The following is a 16,233-nucleotide window of genomic DNA, read 5'->3' as shown; positions in this document are numbered from 1 at the left end:
CATAATCCTAGCAGTGTACGACCAACTATTGCGCAAAGAGGCCACCCTGGCCGTCATCGGCCTCGGTTACGTGGGCTTGCCCATTGCCCTCGAATTCGCCAAGCAGCTCCGGGTCATCGGCTTCGACATCAACGCCGGCCGGGTGGCCCAGATGAAGCAGGGCATCGACCCCAGCGGCGAGCTGAACAAGCAGGATTTTGAGGGCTGCGACATCACCTTCACCGACTCGCTGGACGTGCTGCGGCAGGCGCAATTTTACATCGTGGCCGTGCCCACGCCCATCGACGAGCACGCCCAGCCCGACCTGAAACCGCTGCTCGGCGCGGCGACCTCGATGGGCAAGGTGCTGAAGCCGGGCGACTACGTGGTGTTCGAAAGCACCGTGTACCCGGGCTGCACCGAGGAAGACTGCATTCCGGTGATGGAGCGGCTCTCGGGCCTGAAATTTCCCCACGACTTCAAGGTGGGCTACTCGCCCGAGCGCATCAACCCCGGCGACAAGGAGCACACGCTGGCGACCATCGTGAAGGTGGTGGCCGGCTGCGATGCCGAGTCGCTCGACGTGGTGGCCAAGGTGTACGAGTTGGTGGTGACGGCCGGCGTGCACCGGGCCAGCAGCATCCGGGTGGCCGAGGCCGCCAAAATCATCGAGAACACCCAGCGCGACGTCAACATTGCCCTGATGAACGAGCTGTCGATGATTTTCGACCGCATGAACATCAACACCTACGAGGTGCTCGAAGCCGCCGGCACCAAGTGGAACTTCCTCAAGTTCTCGCCCGGCCTGGTGGGCGGCCACTGCATCGGCGTCGACCCGTACTACCTCACCTACAAGGCCAAGGAGTTGGGCTACGACGCCAAAGTCATTCTTTCGGGCCGCACCACCAACGACAACATGGGCGCCTATATCGCCCGCAAAACGGTGCAGATGATGATTAAGAAGGGCAAGGACGTGGCCAAAAGCCGCGTGCTCGTGATGGGCGCCACCTTCAAGGAAAACGTGGAGGACATCCGCAACTCCAAGGTGGCCGACGTGATTCAGGAGCTGAAAAACTTCTCGGTGAACGTGGACATCGTGGACCCGCACGCCAACTCGAACGAGCTGCACCACGAGTACGGCTTCCGCCTGACCCACGACGACGACGTGCGCACCGACTACGATGCCGTGATTGTGGCCGTGAGCCACCGGCCCTACGCCGCCAGGGACGAGGCTTACTTCCAGTCCATCATGGGCGAGCACGGCGTGCTGGTCGACATCAAGGGCCTCTACCGGGGCAAAATGAAGGAGCTGCAGTACTGGAGCCTGTGATTCAGTGGTTAGTGGTTAACAATTAGTGATTAGTTTATACTGATGTACTGGTTCGCCACTAACCACTAATCGTTAACCACTAACCACTATGAAAAAGATTCTCGTTACCGGCGGGGCCGGCTACATTGGTTCGCACGCCGTGGTGGAGCTGTACCAGGCCGGCTACCAGCCCGTCATCGTCGACGATTTCAGCAACTCGCAGGAGTCGGTGCTGGCGGGCATCGAAGCCATCCTGGGCACGGCCGTGCCCTTTTACCGCGTTGACTGCGCCGACGAGGCCGCCCTGCGCGGGGTGTTTGCCGCCGAAGCCGGCATCGCGGGCGTCATCCACTTCGCGGCGTTCAAGGCTGTGGGCGAGTCGGTGCTGAAGCCGCTGGCCTACTACCGCAACAACCTCGACTCGCTGCTGGCGCTGCTGGCCGTGATGCCGGAGTTCGGGGTGAAAAGCCTGGTATTCTCGTCGTCGTGCACCGTGTACGGCATCCCCGACGCGCTGCCCGTGACCGAGGCCACGCCCACCAAAAAGGCCACCTCGCCCTACGGCGCCACCAAGCAAATGGCCGAGGACATCCTCACCGACGTAGCCGCCGCGGGTGGGCCGCGCACCATTCTGCTGCGCTACTTCAACCCCATCGGGGCCCACGCTTCGGCCAGGATTGGCGAGCTGCCGCTGGGCGTGCCCAACAACCTAGTGCCCTTCATCACCCAAACGGCGGCCGGCATCCGCGAAAAGCTCACCATCAACGGCAGCGACTACGACACGGTGGACGGCACCAACGTGCGCGACTACATTCACGTGGTGGACCTGGCCAAGGCCCACGTGGTGGCCGTGCGCCGCCTGCTCGACGCCGTGGGCGCCGACCAAGTAGAAACCTTCAACGTGGGTACCGGCCACGGCAATTCGGTGCTCGAAGTGGTGCACGCCTTCGAGCAGGCCAGCGGCCAGAAGCTCAACTACAGCCTGGGCCCGCGCCGCGCCGGCGACGTGCCGGCCATCTACGCCGACGCCACCAAGGCCGCCAACGTGCTGGGCTTCAAAACCGAAACCTCGCTGGCCGACTCGCTGGCCAGCGCCTGGAAGTGGCAGCAGACGCTGACCGATAAAAAGTAACTAGAACGTCATGCCGAGCGCAGCCGAGGCATCTCGCTCGCGCGAGTAATTAATTACCATTGCACGCGAGATGCCTCGGCTGCGCTCGGCATGACAAACGATTAAAACAATTAAGACTATGAAAATCCTCATCACTGGCGGCGCCGGCTTCATTGGCTCCCACGTCGTACGGCTGTTCGTCACGAAGTACCCCGAGCACCAGATTCTGAACCTCGACGCGCTGACTTACGCCGGTAACCTGGAGAACCTGCGCGACGTGGAAACCGCGCCGAATTACCGGTTCATCAAAGGCGATATCTCCGACCAGTCGTTTGTCGACCAGCTGTTTGCCCACGAGGAGCCCGACGCCGTGATTCACCTCGCGGCCGAGTCGCACGTCGACCGCAGCATCACCGACCCCATGGCGTTCGTGAAAACCAACGTCATCGGCACCGTGAATTTGCTGAACGCGGCCCGCCACCTGTGGCAGCCCGGCGGCTACGAGGGCCACGTGTTCTACCACGTGAGCACCGACGAGGTGTACGGCTCGCTGGACTTCGGCCCCGAGCTGTTCACCGAGGAAACCAGCTACGACCCGCGCTCGCCGTACTCGGCCTCCAAGGCTAGTTCCGACCATTTTGTGCGCGCCTGGCACCACACCTACGGCCTGCCCATCAAGCTGAGTAACTGCTCGAACAACTACGGCCCCAACCACTTCCCCGAGAAGCTCATTCCGCTGGCCATCCACCGCCTGCGCACCGGCCAGCCGGTGCCGGTGTACGGCAAAGGCGAGAACGTGCGCGACTGGCTGTTTGTGAAAGACCACGCCACGGCCATCGACGTGGTGTTTCACCACGGCCACAACGGCGCAACTTACAACATCGGCGGCGTGAACGAGTGGCAGAACCTCAAGCTCATCGAGCTGCTCTGCGACGTGGTGGACGAGAAGACCGGCCAGGCCCAAGGCACCTCGCGCAAGCTCATCAAGTTCGTGACCGACCGCGCCGGCCACGACATGCGCTACGCCATCGACAGCCGCAAAATCATGCACGAGCTGGGCTGGCAGCCGAGCGTGACCTTCGAGATAGGCCTGGCCCAAACCGTGGACTGGTATCTTGAAAACGAGGAATGGCTGAAAAACGTGACCAGCGGCGCCTACCAGGAGTATAATAAGCAGCAGTACGGTGGCGCTGCGCGCAATTAAAAATTAAGAATTAAAAATGCGCCTGCCATTCTTCGTGGCCAGTTTCGTGCATTTGAAACGAGCATTTTTTAATTTTTAATTGATAAAATGTACCAAACTCCTTTCCACGAGCGGCCGCTGGACAATCTTACGTTTCTCGTCACGGGCGGCGCGGGGTTCATTGGCTCCAACATCGTGGAGTATTTGCTGAAGTACGGCGTGAAGCAGGTGCGCACGCTGGACGACTACTCCAACGGTTTCCGCAAGAACCTGGCGCTGTTTGCCGGCGACGCCCGGCTGGAAATCCTGAACGGCGACATCCGTGACGCGGCGGCTTGCGCCGCGGCCTGCGCGGGCGTGGACGTGGTGCTGCACGAGGCTGCCCTGGGCTCGGTGCCGCGCTCCATCAAGGACCCGGTGCTGACCAACGACGTGAACGTGGGCGGCTTCGTGCAGATGCTGACGGCGGCCAAAAACGCGGGCGTGCAGCGCTTCGTGTACGCGGCCTCGTCCAGCACCTACGGCGACCACCCCGGCCTGCCCAAGGTGGAAGACCGCATCGGCAAGCCACTTTCGCCCTACGCCGTCACAAAGTACGCCAACGAGCTGTACGCCGACGTGTTTGCCCGCACCTACAGCCTGGAAATCATCGGCCTGCGCTACTTCAACATCTTCGGCCCGCGCCAGGACCCGGGCGGGGCTTACGCGGCCGTGATTCCGCTCTTCATCGACGCTATTCTGCAGAACACGCCGCCCACGCTCAACGGCGACGGCGGCCAGACCCGCGATTTCACCTTCGTGGAAAACTGCGTGCAGGCCAACATCCGCGCCGCGCTGGTGCAAAGCCCCGAGGCCCTGGGCCAGGTCTACAACATCGCCGTGGGCGACCGCACCTCGCTGGTCGAGATGTATAACATTCTGCGCGAGGAAGCCGGCTCCGACCTGGCACCCACCTTCGGTCCCGACCGTGCCGGCGACATCCGCGACTCGCTGGCCGATATTTCCAAAGCCCGAATGCTGCTCAGCTACGACCCGCAAGTCCGCATTCGCGAGGGCTTGCGGCAGACGCTGGCGTGGTTCCGGGCCAACCAGGAGTTTATCGCCGAACGCAATTGAGCGCAAGGTTTCGCGAAGTTTAAAAATTTAAGTCTCGCGAAGTCCGTAGTTCAGAATCTTTGCGAAACGTTATTTTAAAACTTAGCGAAACCTTGCGCTCATGAAAGGCATCATCCTCGCCGGCGGCTCCGGCACCCGCTTGCACCCGCTCACGCTGGCCGTGAGCAAGCAGCTCATGCCCGTGTACGACAAGCCGATGATTTACTACCCGCTGTCGATTCTGCTGTCGGCCGGCATCCGGGAAGTGCTCATCATCACCACGCCCCACGACCAGGCGCAGTTTAAAAAGCTGCTCGGCGACGGCCGGAACCTGGGTTGCGACTTCCAGTACGTGGTGCAGGAAGTGCCCAACGGCCTGGCCCAGGCCTTCGTGCTCGGGGCTGATTTTATCGGTCATGATAAAGTCGCGTTGGTGCTCGGCGACAACATTTTCTACGGTGCGGGCCTGGAAGAATTGCTCAAGGCCAACAACGACCCCACCGGCGGCGTGGTCTTCGCCTACCACGTGCACGACCCCGAGCGCTACGGCGTGGTGGAATTCGACGCCGACAAAAAAGCCCTCAGCATCGAAGAAAAGCCGGCCCAACCCAAGAGCAACTACGCCGTGCCCGGCCTGTATTTCTACGACAACGACGTGGTGGAAATTGCCAAACACCTGGAGATGAGCCCGCGCGGCGAGTACGAAATCACCGACGTGAACCGCGAATACCTGCGCCGGGGCACGCTCAAAGTGGGCATCCTGGGCCGCGGCACCGCCTGGCTCGATACCGGCACCTTCGAAAGCCTGATGCAGGCTGGCGAGTTCGTCAAAGTCATCGAGCAGCGCCAGGGCCTGAAGGTGGGCGCCATCGAGGAGGTAGCCTACCGCCAGGGCTTCATCACCGCCGACCAGCTCCGCGCCTTAGCCGAGCCGCTGCGCAAAAGCGGCTACGGCGACTACCTCCTGCACCTGCCCGAGCAGTTGGTGATGGGAGAGGGAGCGTAGGAGTCGTTCCGGTGGGGCCCTCACCCCCTGACCCCCTCTCCAAAAGAGAGGGGGCACCGGCGTTGCCCTTATTTTAAGCTCCAACAAAAAGGTTATTGTAAAGTAGCTTTTTCGATTGTTGAAGTTTATGTACACAGAACCGGTGCCCCCTCTCTTTTGGAGAGGGGGTCAGGGGGTGAGGCCCCCACCGGAACGACCCATTAGTTTATTCGTCCAGGTACTGGTGCACAAACTTGATGGCCATGCTGCCCTCGCCCACGGCCGAGGCCACGCGGGCCATGGCGCCGGCGCGGCTGTCGCCGGCGGCGAAGATGCCGGGCACGCAGGTTTCGAGTAGGTAGGGCTCGCGCTGCTTTTTCCAAAGTTCGGGGTAGCGCGGGTCGGTCACCAGGTCGCGGCCGGTGAGCAGGAAGCCTTTGCTGTCGCAGGCCACCAGGTCGCACACCCACTCGGTGCTGGGCTTGGCGCCGATGAACACGAAGAGGGCGCGGGCGGGCCGTTTTTCCACCGTGCCGTTGAGGTCGAGCATCACGGCTTCGAGGTGGTCCTGGCCGCACACTTCTTTCACCTGCGAAAAGGGCAGCAGCTCGATGTTAGGCGTGGTCCGAATCTGCTCGATGAGGTAGGCCGACATGCTGGCCGCCAGGTCGGCGCCGCGGATGACGATGAACACCCGGCGGGCGTAGGTGGCCAGGTACATGGCCGCCTGCCCGGCCGAGTTGCCGCCGCCCACGATGTACACGTCCTGCTGGTCGCAGTTGCGCGCTTCGGTGCGGGCCGCGCCGTAGTACACGCCCGCGCCGCTGAGGCGGTCCATGCCCGGCACGTCGAGCGTGCGGTAGCTCACGCCGGTGGTCAGCACAATGGCTTTGGTGCTGATTTCGCTGCCGTCGACCAGGGTGAGCACCTTGTAGCCGTCCTGCACGCAGAGCTTGGTGACTTCCTGCGGGGCCAGGAACTCGGCGCCGAGGCGTACGGCCTGGGCCCAGGCGCGGTGGGCCAGCTCGGCCCCGCTCAGGCCGGTGGGAAAGCCCAGATAGTTTTCGATGCGCGAGCTGGTGCCGGCCTGGCCGCCGGGCGTCTGGCGCTCGATGATGAGGGTTTTGAGGCCTTCGCTGGCGCCGTACACCGCCGCGGCCAGCCCGCTGGGGCCGGCGCCCACCACCACCACGTCGTACATCTCCTGCGTGGCCTGCTGCGTGAGGCCCAGGCGCGCCGCCACGGCCGTGGGCGTAGGCTTGCCCAGGCTGCTGCCGTCCTGAAAAATCACCACCGGCAAATCCGTCGGGGCAAACCCTTTGGCGGCCAGCAGCTCCTGGGCTTCGGGGCTGGTCTCAAAATCCAGCCACTGGTAGCCCACCATGTAGCCGCTGAGAAAATCTTTAAGCTCGTGCGAGAGCGGCGACCATTGAAAGCCAATGAGGCGCACGCCGTCGAACTTGGGCTTGTGCTCGCGCTGCCAGGCATCAAGCAAGTCGTGCAGGGTGGGGTAAAGCAAGTTTTCGGGCGGGTCCCAGGGCTTCATCAGGTAATGGTCGAGCCGGGCCGAGTTGATGGCGCGCACCGCCGCTTCGGTGTCGGCATAGGCCGTGAGCAGCACGCGCTTGGCGTCCGGGAACAGCCCGCGGGCGGCGGTGAGCAGCTCCACGCCTTCCAGCTCGGGCATGCGCTGGTCGGCCACAATCAGGGCCAGCGCCTCCTCCTTGGCGTGCAGCTCCTGGATGGTGGTCAGCGCCTCGGGTCCGGAATTGATGCGCACGATGCGGTAGTCCTGGCTGAATTCCTGGCGCAGGTCACGGGCAATAGCGGCCAGCACTTGTGTGTCGTCGTCGACGGCGAGGATAATGGGTTTTTTAGCGGCCATGGGCTGATGTATAAAAATAGAACGTCATGCTGAGCTTGCCGAAGCATCTCGCTCGCTTCGTATTCACGATTGGGTTACTACCCCACGCGAGATGCTTCGGCAAGCTCAGCATGACGTTCCATTATTGTGATGCCTTGTTGTTTAAAACCAGCACGCTCACGCCAGCGGCGCGGTTACCGGCAACCAGGCGCAAAACTCGGTGTGGCCCGGTCGGGAGCTGACTTCCAGCCGTCCGTCGTGCTGCTTGATGATGCGCTGGGCAATGTCGAGCCCCAGGCCCGAGCCGGCGCCGGCCTGCTTGGTGGTGTAGAACGGCTCAAAAATATGCGGCAGCACCTCCGCCGGGATGCCCGTGCCGTTATCAATTAAAAAAACGCGCACAAAATCATTCTCCCGGCGAACGCGCAGCGTAATTTCGCCGCCCTGGTCGGGCAAGGCGTCGATGGCGTTGTCCAGCAAATTGGTCCACACCTGGTTGAGGCTGCTGACCTGGCCGCGAATCTGGGGCAGGTCAGGGGCGTAGTCGCGGGTGAGGCGCACCTTTTTCTGGCGCAGCTGGAAGCCCAGCATGTTCAGGGTGCTGTTGAGGCCGGTGGTAACGTCGAGCAGCTCAAAGCCACCGGCGCGGTCCATGTGCGAGTAGGTTTTCACGTCGGCCACCAGCTTGCTGATGCGGCTGCCGGCTTCTTGCACGTCGCGGATGAGCTGCAAAGTGCTTTGCTGAGTCTCCAGCCAGGCAAAGGCCGCCGGGCGCGCCGCTGGCGGCAGCACCTGCGCCGCCGCGGCCAGTATTTCCTCCGTCAGGCCGGTTTCGAGCAAGCCCGGGGCGAGCCGAAACCCGTCGGGCACGCCCTGGCCCGCCAGCCAATCGGCCAATTCGTCTTCGCGCGCCGACTGCTCCATCGGCGACAGGTGCGGGGCGGCGGGGTCGGCGGCCGCCACGGGCACGGCCAGCGCCGCGAAGGCGCACAGCGCGGCCGGGTCGGGGCACTGCGCTAGCAATTCCTGCAGCAACTGGGGTTTGGCGGCGGCGCGGACGGCCAGGGCCTGGGCGGCGCGGGCAATGGCCGCGGCGGGGTTGTTCAGCTCGTGGGCCAGGCCGGCCGAGAGCTTGCCCAGCGCCCGCAGCTTGTCGTCGCGCTCCTGGCTGCGCACCTGGTCGCGGCTGCGGTCGTTCATCACGGCCACCAGGCGCTGCACCAGCTCGGGGCTGGCCTGCTCCAGGGCCGGAAACTGGTCGCGGTGCAGCAGGTAAAACAGCGACTCGCCCACGGCCACGCCCTGGCCGCCGACGACGCGCAGCCGCGAGTAGGGCAGCACGCCGGTCACCTGCCCGGTTTCGACCCGGAACACGAAGTCGCGCTGTGCTCCTTTGATGTTATAGAACTGCAGGCCGCCGCGCACCACGGCCAGCATCAGCTCGGCCGGCGCGCCGGGCTCGAATACCACTTCGCCGTCGGCATACGCGCGGGTTTCGCCGTGGTCCAGCAGCCAGTCCAGCGCCTCGGTGGGCAAACCGGCAAAAACGGTGACGGTGGCCAGCTCGGCGGGGGTGAGAGCGGGGGTTGTGGGGAGAAGCATGGGACGTAATGCTACGCCCAACCCAACGGTTAGGGCGGGGGTGCTAACTTGCGAGGGCCCATTCGGGCCACTTTCATCGAGCCTCACTAAAGGACGTATTGATGGTTGAATTTACTTTAAATACAAGCTTTTTACGGGTAGTGGCGCTCCGGGCCGCCGCGGGTGCCGGCGTGTGCATGGCGCTGGGAACGGCCGTCCAGGCACAACAGCGCCCGCGGGTGGCCACCCGCATCGATTCGCTGCGAGCGGCCCGCGACGGCACCCCAACGTATTTTCCGGCGCAGGTCACCCTCACCTCGGGCAAGCAGGTACGGGCCTATTTGCCCAGCTACACCACGTGCTTCCTGGAACGGGTGGAATGCTACGAGACCTCGCCGGAACACCTGCCGCGCCCGGCACTCAAAGCCCTGGACGTGGCCCGGGTCAAGGAAATGACCGTGGACGGGCACCGCTACGAGTCGTTGTCGCTCAAAGGCAAGCCCTTGGGCTTGCTGGCCGAGAACCTGACCGCGCCCGGCCCGGTGGAGCTGTTCGGCTACGCCAAAACCAAGAACGACATGCTCATTCCCATTCCGCTGCCCGTTGGCGCCGTCTTTGTTTCGACCGGGACGCACGAGAAGTACTACTGGTACGTGCGCCCCAGCCCCGGCGCGGCGTTGCGCGAAGTGCCCCGCGGCGGCGGCGACTTCGCCAAAACCATGAGCGTTTTCTTCGCGGCGGATGACGCCCTGGCTGCCCGCGTCCGGCAGCAGGAAAAGGGCGCGCGCGTTGAAAATATGCCGGAGCTGGTGCGGGCCTACAATGCGCACTCAGGCGGTAAATAGTCTTGTTTGCTGGCTTTTTGGGCAACTTTTTAATCCTCGCACGCCTTATCATTGGCTGACCCACCAGGGCCGGCACCTTTGCATTTCATGGCCAAAGCCAGAACCGTTTATTTCTGCCAGTCCTGCGGCGCGCAGTCGGCCAAGTGGATAGGCCGCTGCCCGGTGTGCGGCGAGTGGAACACCTACGTCGAGGAAGTCATCCAGAAGGAAACCGTGGCCACCACCACCGGCCAGTGGAAGCCCGCCAGCACCGTGCCCGGCGGCAGCAAAACCAAGGCCGCCAAGTCGGTGCCCCTGAATGATATTCTGGCCGAGGACGAGCCCCGCATCCTCACCCCCGACGCCGAGCTGAACCGCGTGCTGGGCGGCGGCCTCGTGCCGGGCTCCATCGTGCTCATCGGCGGCGAGCCGGGCATCGGCAAGAGCACGCTGATGCTCCAGATTGCTTTGAGCCTGCGCCAGATGAAGGTGCTCTACGTGAGCGGCGAGGAAAGCGAGGCCCAAATCAAGATGCGGGCCGAGCGCCTGGCCGACGGCCAGCACCCGGGCTGCTACATCCTCACCGAAACCAACACCCAGAACATCTTCCGGCAGATTGACCAGGTGCAGCCCAATCTGCTCGTCATCGACTCCATCCAGACCATGCACTCCACGCTGGTGGAGAGCGGCGCCGGCAGCGTGAGTCAGGTGCGCGAATGCACCGCCGAGTTCCTGAAATTTGCCAAGGAAACCAGCACGCCGGTGCTGCTCATCGGCCACATCACCAAGGACGGCAGCATCGCGGGGCCCAAAATCCTGGAGCATATGGTCGACACCGTGCTGCAATTTGAGGGCGACCGGCACCTGAGCTACCGCATTCTGCGCACCACCAAGAACCGCTTCGGCAGCACCTCTGAGCTGGGCATCTACGAGATGCAGGGCGACGGGCTGCGCCAGGTGAGCAACCCCTCCGAAATCCTGCTCTCGCAGCGCGGCGAGAGCCTGAGCGGCATGGCCATCGGGGCCACGCTGGAGGGCAACCGCCCGCTGCTGGTGGAAGTGCAGGCCCTGGTCACGGCCTCGACCTACGGCACGCCGCAGCGCAGCAGCACGGGCTTCGACACCAAGCGTCTGCAAATGCTGCTGGCCGTGCTGGAGAAGCGCGCCGGCCTGCGCCTGGGCCAGCAAGACGTGTTCCTGAACATCGCCGGGGGCCTGCGCCTCGACGACCCGGCCCTGGACCTGGCCGTGTGCGCGGCCGTGGTGTCGTCGCTCAACGACGTGCCCATTCCCGGCCACGTGTGCCTGGCAGCGGAAGTTGGGCTGAGCGGCGAAATCCGGGCGGTGTCGCGCCTCGACCAGCGCCTGGCCGAGGCCGAGAAGTTAGGCTTTCGTGAAATGTACGTGTCCCAATTCAACGGCAAGGGCTTGGACCTGGCCCGCTTTGGCTTGAAAGTGCACGCCGTGAGCCGCCTCGATGAGGTGCTGAACGGCCTGTTTAACTGATGGAAAAGCGCGCTGATAATCAGCCGGTGGCCGCCGTAAGGCGCAGCAACCCTTTAGCTGCCCGCCCGAGCGCCGCCTAAAATGTTTAGGGCGTCGATTGGATTTTATAAATCAAAACCCCGTATCTTCGGAGTGCTGATAGGCTTTTCCCGTGAAATTGATGGAAAAAGCCGAATAGCCCTGGCATTTGTTTAGTCGATAGTTGGCAACCAGTGGTGGTTGCCGGCTCTATGTTTTTTCGTGCTATGATATCATCTTTTACTATTTGTGCGCGCCGGCTGCTGGGTGCGGTGCTGCTGCTGGCTCCTTTGTGGGGCCGCGGGCAGGCCAAGACGGGCCCGAGCAAGTCTGCCGCGGCCGAGTCCGCTGGCACGGCCATCCTGACCGGCCACGTGAGCGGAACGGACTCCGATTCGGTAGCGGTTTCGCTTCGCGAGAACCCGCTCGACCCCAAGGAGAAGCTATTCCGCGTTGCGCTGAGCGGCAAGGGAGATTTCCGGCTGGTGGTGCCGGTGGGCGGCCCGACCAAGGCCGACCTGGTGTACGGCGATGACGTGGCGCCACTATTTCTGGACCCCGGCACCGACATAGACGTGCGTTTTAAAGGCAGCGACATGTCGGGCACCCTCAAGTTCAAGGCCAACGGCGTGCCCACGGGCCTGGCCACCAAGCTGCGCAACCGGCAGAACCTCACCGACGAGCAGCACCACCGCCAGCAAGCTGCCAACGCCAACAACTACCTGGTGGAAGCCGACGAGCAATTTGTGGAAAACGACGGCTTTCAGGTGTTGCCCGACAATATTCAACTCTACGAAGCGCCGTTTCTGTCCTTTCTGGACTACCGCCGCAAGAATCAATTTGAGTTTCTGGACGACCACGCCGCCAAGCAGTCGTTCACCCAGGACTTTTACAACTACGCCAAGGCCGAAGTGACCTACGCCTATGCCAATGACCGCCTGACCTACCAAGACCTGCGCGAACAAGTGGTAAACACCGAAGGCCGGCTGAAAATGGGCGCTGACTACTACAGCTTTCTGCGCGAGCCCGGCCTGCTGAACGAGCCCACGGCCGCCCAGAGCGAGCTGTACCACGAATTCCTCATCAACTACGTGCATTTTGCGGTGGGGCAGGAAAAGCACCAGCGCACCGACCCGGACTTTTATACGGCGTCCTATGCCTTTGCCAGCAAGAAGCTGACCGGTCCCATCCGCGCCATCATTCTGGGGCGCGTGTTGCAGGAATCGTTCCGGTTTGGGCACGTGAAGCAGTCGTCGGCCATGCTGGCCGATTTCCGCAACTACGACCTGAAGAATCAGTACTACCCCACCTTGCAGGCCGACTTCAATCAGCACAAGGACTTTGCCATTGGGGCGCCCGCGCCCGACTTCAAGCTGCCTTCGGCCAAAGGCGACACCGTGCGGCTGCATGATTTCGCGGGCAAGCTGGTTTACATCAATTTTTGGAAAACCACCAACGGCCTGTGCCTGCGCGATTTGGCGTACGCCCAGGAGCTGATGCGCAAGTTTGAAGGCAAGAATATTACTTTCATCAACATCGCGCTGGACGAGAATGAACAGGCATGGAAGCAGCTGGTAACCGTGAAGAAGCTGCCCGGCATACAGGTGCGCATGCCCGGCGGCCTGCGCTCGGCCGTGGCCCAGGCCTACGCCCTGCAGGAAGTGCCCACGTACTTGCTGGTGGGCGAAGACGGCACCTTTCTCAACACCAAGCCCAAGCGCCTAAGCAGCCGCGCGGCCGTGGACGAAATCAACCAGTCGTTCGGCAAGGCCAGCACCTACACCAGCGCCATCGAGTTTCAGGCCACCAAGAAGTAGCACGACCCCCGCCGCAACCGCAGCAGCGCGAACTTTGTGGCTCGCGCTACTGCGGTTGTCCCTTTTCATGTCTCAGCTTACCGACAGCCTCAACGTTTTATCGAAGGCTACCCCGCTCCGCGTGTGGAACACACTGCAAATCGTGGGTTCCTACGTGTTGAGCAAGCTCACCGGCAGGGCGCGGCTGCGGGGCCTGCCCATGGCCCTGAGCTTCGAGCCCACCACCAGCTGCAACCTGCGGTGCCCGGAGTGCCCCAGCGGGCTGCGCTCGTTCACCCGGCCCACGGGCATGTTGCCGGAGGACTTGTTTAAGCGGACCATCGACGAGGTAGCCAGCCGGCTCTGGTACCTCATCTTCTACTTTCAGGGCGAACCGTACCTGCACCCGCAGTTTCTGGACCTGGTGAAGTACGCGGCCGACAAGGGCATTTACACCGCCACCAGCACCAACGCCCATTACCTAAGCGACCAAAACGCCCGCCGCACCGTGGAAAGCGGCCTCGATCGCCTCATCATCTCCCTCGACGGCACCACCCAGGACGTGTACGAGCAGTACCGCGTGGGCGGCAAGTTGGAAAAAGTGCTGGAAGGGACCCGCAACGTGGTACGCTGGCGCCGAGAACTCAAATCGAGCACGCCGCGCATCATCTTCCAGTTCCTGGTGGTGCGGCCCAACGAGCACCAGGTAGCCGACGCCCGGCAACTGGCCGACGCGCTGGGCGTGGACGACGTGTGGTTCAAGACCGCGCAGATTTACGACCACCAGCATGGCTCGCCGCTCATCCCGACTATCGACTACTACTCGCGGTACCAAAACAACGGCAATGGCACCTGGAGCCTGAAAAATACCCTGCTCAACCACTGCTGGAAAATGTGGCATTCCTGCGTCATCACCTGGGACGGCCTGGTGGTACCCTGCTGCTTCGACAAAGACGCCGAATACCGCCAGGGCGACCTCAAAACCGAAACCTTCCGCCAGCTTTGGCGCGGCCCCAACTACCAGCAGTTTCGCGGTAGCCTGCTCAAAGGCCGCGACCAAATTGAGATGTGCCGCAACTGCTCCGAAGGCACCAAGGTGTGGGGGTGATTTCAATTAACAGTTAACAGTGAGCAATTAACAATTGGGTTAAATCCAGTCAAACTCTATTGTTAATTGCTCACTGTTAACTGTTAATTGAAATCACTTGTGTCCCTTCTTTAAATTCTTGCCGAGGTCTTCGACTTGCTTGAGGAAGTCGTCGGTGTCGGTGTCGGCGTAGACGCCGTAGGCGGAGGCGATGGTGCCCTTCACGCCGTCGGTGGCCTCAATGGCGTAGAGAATGGACGTGTCGTCGGGGTTGCTCTCGCCTTCGAAGCGGTAAAAATCCACGATGGTTACTTCGTCGGGCGCGTAGCTTTTGGGCGAGCGGGGGTCGAGGGTGTGCAGGCGGCCATCGGTCACTTTGAAATCCTGAGTGAAGCCGTCCTTGGTCAGCATGTTCTCGACGTTGACGAGCGACCGTTCTTCTTCTTTGTCCTGCATGGCGGTGGGGTGTTTGGGTAAAAACGCGCGGAATGGGTGGGGGCAGACGCCGCCCGCCCCCGCTTCGGCTATACGGGGCCGGGGCGGGGGCGGGTTATGTGAACAAGAGAAAACGGCGGATGCCCGGTCAGCGGCCGGCGGCAGTGCGCGCCTCAATGGTTTGCTGCAGCCGGTCCACGTCGAGCGAGCCGCAAGCCCCGCCGCAGCCTTTGGCACAGCCGGCCGCCGTCTTGCTGAAGAAAGCCCGCCAAAAAATCCGGCCCACGTAAAAGGCCGCCGCCGCAAAGAGCGCAGCAATCAGAAAATACTGGATTTCGACGGAAGTGAGGGCGAGCAGCATCATGCTAGGTAAACTGCGCTTGAAAAAGAATGGTTTACAAAGCTAATAAATGGCCCCGCGGCCGGCGCGGCTACGACCAGAACTTCCGGATGGTTTGCTGCATCTCGCCGTGCACGTGGCCGTTGCTGGCCACCACCTCGCGGCCAAAGAGCGGGTCGCCATCTTCCAGAAACGCGGTGACGTGCCCGCCCGCCTCGCGTACCAGCAGGATGCCCGCCGCCACGTCGTAAGCGTTGAGGTTGAACTCGAAGAAGCTTTCGCAGCGCCCGGCGGCCACGTAGGCCAGGTCCACCGCCGCGGAGCCGAGGCGACGCACGCCGTGGCTGCGGCTCATGAAAGCGCCCAGCACCTGCAGGTAGGCGCTCATTTTGCCGAAGTCCTTGTAAGGGAAACCGGTGGCGATGAGGGCGCTGTTCAGGTCGGGGATGTCGCTCACGCGAATGGGCTGCTCGTTGCAAAATGCGCCGCCGCCCTGCACGGCCCGGAAGCTCTCGTCGCGGTTTACCTCGTGCACCACGCCCACCACCAGCTCCTGGTGGTGCAGCAGCGCCACGCTGATGGAGTACACCGGCAGGCCGTGCACGAAGTTGGTGGTGCCGTCGAGCGGGTCGATTATCCAGGTAAATTTCTCGGTGTGCGTGTCGGGGCCGGTGGTGCCTTCTTCGGTGATGAAGCCGGCGGCGGGCAGCAGCTGGCGCAGGCCGGCCACGAGCCGGCGCTCGGTTTCCTGGTCCACGTAGCTCACCAAGTCGTGCACGCCCTTGTGCTCAACTTTGCTCCGGTCGAAGGTGGCCGCCTCCTGGCGGATAAATTCGGCCGTGGTGCGGCACAGGGCCGCCAGGTCGTGGGAGAGTTGGGGAAAGTCCATAGCGCGAAGTTTCACGAGGTTTAAAGTAGGTTTCGCAAAGGTCCGCCCATTGGCAAAGGTCCGCCCAATTGAATAATCAGGTCTGGTCTGCTAGGGCGTGTTCTCAATTTAGCCAGAGGGTGATGGCGCGTAGTTGGACAAAAGCCGCGTAGGTAGCGGCGAGCTTGTCGTAGCGAGTGGCCACGCGCCGGAACTGCTTGAGGCGGTTGATGAGCCGCTCGACCTGGTTGC

At 62.7% G+C, this 16,233-nt stretch carries 14 protein-coding genes and 1 pseudogene; 9 read left to right on the top strand and 6 right to left on the bottom strand.

Annotated elements, in window-relative coordinates; genetic code table 11:
• The first annotated feature begins 13 nt into the window (after positions 1–13).
• From RMO51_RS15575 to rfbA, 5 genes are all read left to right on the top strand, one after another.
• Complete coding sequence (locus RMO51_RS15575; protein WP_310396133.1) at positions 14–1,309, top strand: nucleotide sugar dehydrogenase; 1,296 nt, start codon at positions 14–16, stop codon at positions 1,307–1,309.
• An 88-nt stretch (positions 1,310–1,397) separates the two neighbouring features.
• Positions 1,398–2,420 (top strand): UDP-glucose 4-epimerase GalE, encoded by a 1,023-nt coding sequence (gene galE, locus RMO51_RS15570; protein WP_310396130.1) that lies wholly within the window; start codon positions 1,398–1,400, stop codon positions 2,418–2,420.
• A gap of 118 nt (positions 2,421–2,538) precedes the next feature.
• Positions 2,539–3,603: a dTDP-glucose 4,6-dehydratase gene (gene rfbB, locus RMO51_RS15565; RefSeq protein ID WP_310396128.1), complete on the top strand. Its 1,065-nt coding sequence runs from the start codon at positions 2,539–2,541 to the stop codon at positions 3,601–3,603.
• 87 nt (positions 3,604–3,690) lie between these two features.
• Positions 3,691–4,698, top strand: coding sequence for an SDR family oxidoreductase (locus RMO51_RS15560; protein WP_310396125.1), 1,008 nt, complete (start codon positions 3,691–3,693; stop codon positions 4,696–4,698).
• A gap of 100 nt (positions 4,699–4,798) precedes the next feature.
• Positions 4,799–5,683: a glucose-1-phosphate thymidylyltransferase RfbA gene (rfbA, locus tag RMO51_RS15555; protein ID WP_310396122.1), complete on the top strand. Its 885-nt coding sequence runs from the start codon at positions 4,799–4,801 to the stop codon at positions 5,681–5,683.
• Between the two features lie 205 nt (positions 5,684–5,888).
• Here the strand turns inward: rfbA and RMO51_RS15550 are convergent, their stop codons facing one another.
• Together RMO51_RS15550 and RMO51_RS15545 are read right to left on the bottom strand one after the other, a co-directional pair.
• Positions 5,889–7,547: an FAD-dependent oxidoreductase gene (locus RMO51_RS15550; protein WP_310396120.1), complete on the bottom strand. Its 1,659-nt coding sequence runs from the start codon at positions 7,545–7,547 to the stop codon at positions 5,889–5,891.
• A gap of 156 nt (positions 7,548–7,703) precedes the next feature.
• Positions 7,704–9,128: an ATP-binding protein gene (locus RMO51_RS15545; protein WP_310396117.1), complete on the bottom strand. Its 1,425-nt coding sequence runs from the start codon at positions 9,126–9,128 to the stop codon at positions 7,704–7,706.
• Positions 9,129–9,229: 101 nt separating this feature from the next.
• Between RMO51_RS15545 and RMO51_RS15540 the strand changes: the two genes are divergently transcribed.
• The 4 genes from RMO51_RS15540 (at position 9,230) to RMO51_RS15525 (ending at position 14,359) form a co-directional block, all read left to right on the top strand.
• Positions 9,230–9,952, top strand: a complete 723-nt coding sequence (locus RMO51_RS15540) for a hypothetical protein (RefSeq protein WP_310396115.1) — start codon at positions 9,230–9,232, stop codon at positions 9,950–9,952.
• A gap of 87 nt (positions 9,953–10,039) precedes the next feature.
• A complete protein-coding gene (radA, locus tag RMO51_RS15535; RefSeq protein WP_310396112.1) occupies positions 10,040–11,437 on the top strand; it encodes a DNA repair protein RadA in 1,398 nt (465 codons plus the stop codon).
• 245 nt (positions 11,438–11,682) lie between these two features.
• Positions 11,683–13,272, top strand: coding sequence for a TlpA disulfide reductase family protein (locus RMO51_RS15530; protein WP_310396110.1), 1,590 nt, complete (start codon positions 11,683–11,685; stop codon positions 13,270–13,272).
• Between the two features lie 67 nt (positions 13,273–13,339).
• Positions 13,340–14,359, top strand: a complete 1,020-nt coding sequence (locus RMO51_RS15525; protein ID WP_310396107.1) for an SPASM domain-containing protein — start codon at positions 13,340–13,342, stop codon at positions 14,357–14,359.
• A gap of 93 nt (positions 14,360–14,452) precedes the next feature.
• Here the strand turns inward: RMO51_RS15525 and RMO51_RS15520 are convergent, their stop codons facing one another.
• The 4 genes and pseudogenes from RMO51_RS15520 to RMO51_RS15505 all read right to left on the bottom strand — a co-directional run.
• Positions 14,453–14,794 carry a hypothetical protein gene (locus RMO51_RS15520; protein ID WP_310396104.1) on the bottom strand — a complete coding sequence of 114 codons (342 nt, stop codon included), beginning with the start codon at positions 14,792–14,794 and terminating at the stop codon, positions 14,453–14,455.
• Between the two features lie 127 nt (positions 14,795–14,921).
• Complete coding sequence (locus tag RMO51_RS15515) at positions 14,922–15,137, bottom strand: hypothetical protein (RefSeq protein ID WP_310396102.1); 216 nt, start codon at positions 15,135–15,137, stop codon at positions 14,922–14,924.
• A gap of 67 nt (positions 15,138–15,204) precedes the next feature.
• Positions 15,205–16,002: an inositol monophosphatase family protein gene (locus tag RMO51_RS15510; RefSeq protein WP_310396099.1), complete on the bottom strand. Its 798-nt coding sequence runs from the start codon at positions 16,000–16,002 to the stop codon at positions 15,205–15,207.
• A 103-nt stretch (positions 16,003–16,105) separates the two neighbouring features.
• Positions 16,106–16,233, bottom strand: a pseudogene (locus tag RMO51_RS15505) (IS5/IS1182 family transposase); the annotation flags it as partial.

This window comes from Hymenobacter sp., assembly GCF_031398885.1.
Lineage (GTDB): Bacteria > Bacteroidota > Bacteroidia > Cytophagales > Hymenobacteraceae > Hymenobacter.
This window is presented reverse-complemented; position numbering and strand designations above follow the sequence as displayed.

Excerpts from the sequence above, each read along its gene's own strand:
- rfbA (WP_310396122.1), top strand. The coding sequence starts at position 4,799 with ATGAAAGGCATCATCCTCGCCGGCGGCTCCGGCACCCGCTTGCACCCG.
- RMO51_RS15540 (WP_310396115.1), top strand. The coding sequence starts at position 9,230 with ATGGTTGAATTTACTTTAAATACAAGCTTTTTACGGGTAGTGGCGCTC.
- RMO51_RS15520 (WP_310396104.1), bottom strand. The coding sequence starts at position 14,794 with ATGCAGGACAAAGAAGAAGAACGGTCGCTCGTCAACGTCGAGAACATG.
- rfbB (WP_310396128.1), top strand. The coding sequence starts at position 2,539 with ATGAAAATCCTCATCACTGGCGGCGCCGGCTTCATTGGCTCCCACGTC.
- RMO51_RS15550 (WP_310396120.1), bottom strand. The coding sequence starts at position 7,547 with ATGGCCGCTAAAAAACCCATTATCCTCGCCGTCGACGACGACACACAA.
- RMO51_RS15560 (WP_310396125.1), top strand. The coding sequence starts at position 3,691 with ATGTACCAAACTCCTTTCCACGAGCGGCCGCTGGACAATCTTACGTTT.
- RMO51_RS15515 (WP_310396102.1), bottom strand. The coding sequence starts at position 15,137 with ATGATGCTGCTCGCCCTCACTTCCGTCGAAATCCAGTATTTTCTGATT.
- radA (WP_310396112.1), top strand. The coding sequence starts at position 10,040 with ATGGCCAAAGCCAGAACCGTTTATTTCTGCCAGTCCTGCGGCGCGCAG.
- RMO51_RS15510 (WP_310396099.1), bottom strand. The coding sequence starts at position 16,002 with ATGGACTTTCCCCAACTCTCCCACGACCTGGCGGCCCTGTGCCGCACC.
- galE (WP_310396130.1), top strand. The coding sequence starts at position 1,398 with ATGAAAAAGATTCTCGTTACCGGCGGGGCCGGCTACATTGGTTCGCAC.
- RMO51_RS15530 (WP_310396110.1), top strand. The coding sequence starts at position 11,683 with ATGATATCATCTTTTACTATTTGTGCGCGCCGGCTGCTGGGTGCGGTG.
- RMO51_RS15525 (WP_310396107.1), top strand. The coding sequence starts at position 13,340 with ATGTCTCAGCTTACCGACAGCCTCAACGTTTTATCGAAGGCTACCCCG.
- RMO51_RS15545 (WP_310396117.1), bottom strand. The coding sequence starts at position 9,128 with ATGCTTCTCCCCACAACCCCCGCTCTCACCCCCGCCGAGCTGGCCACC.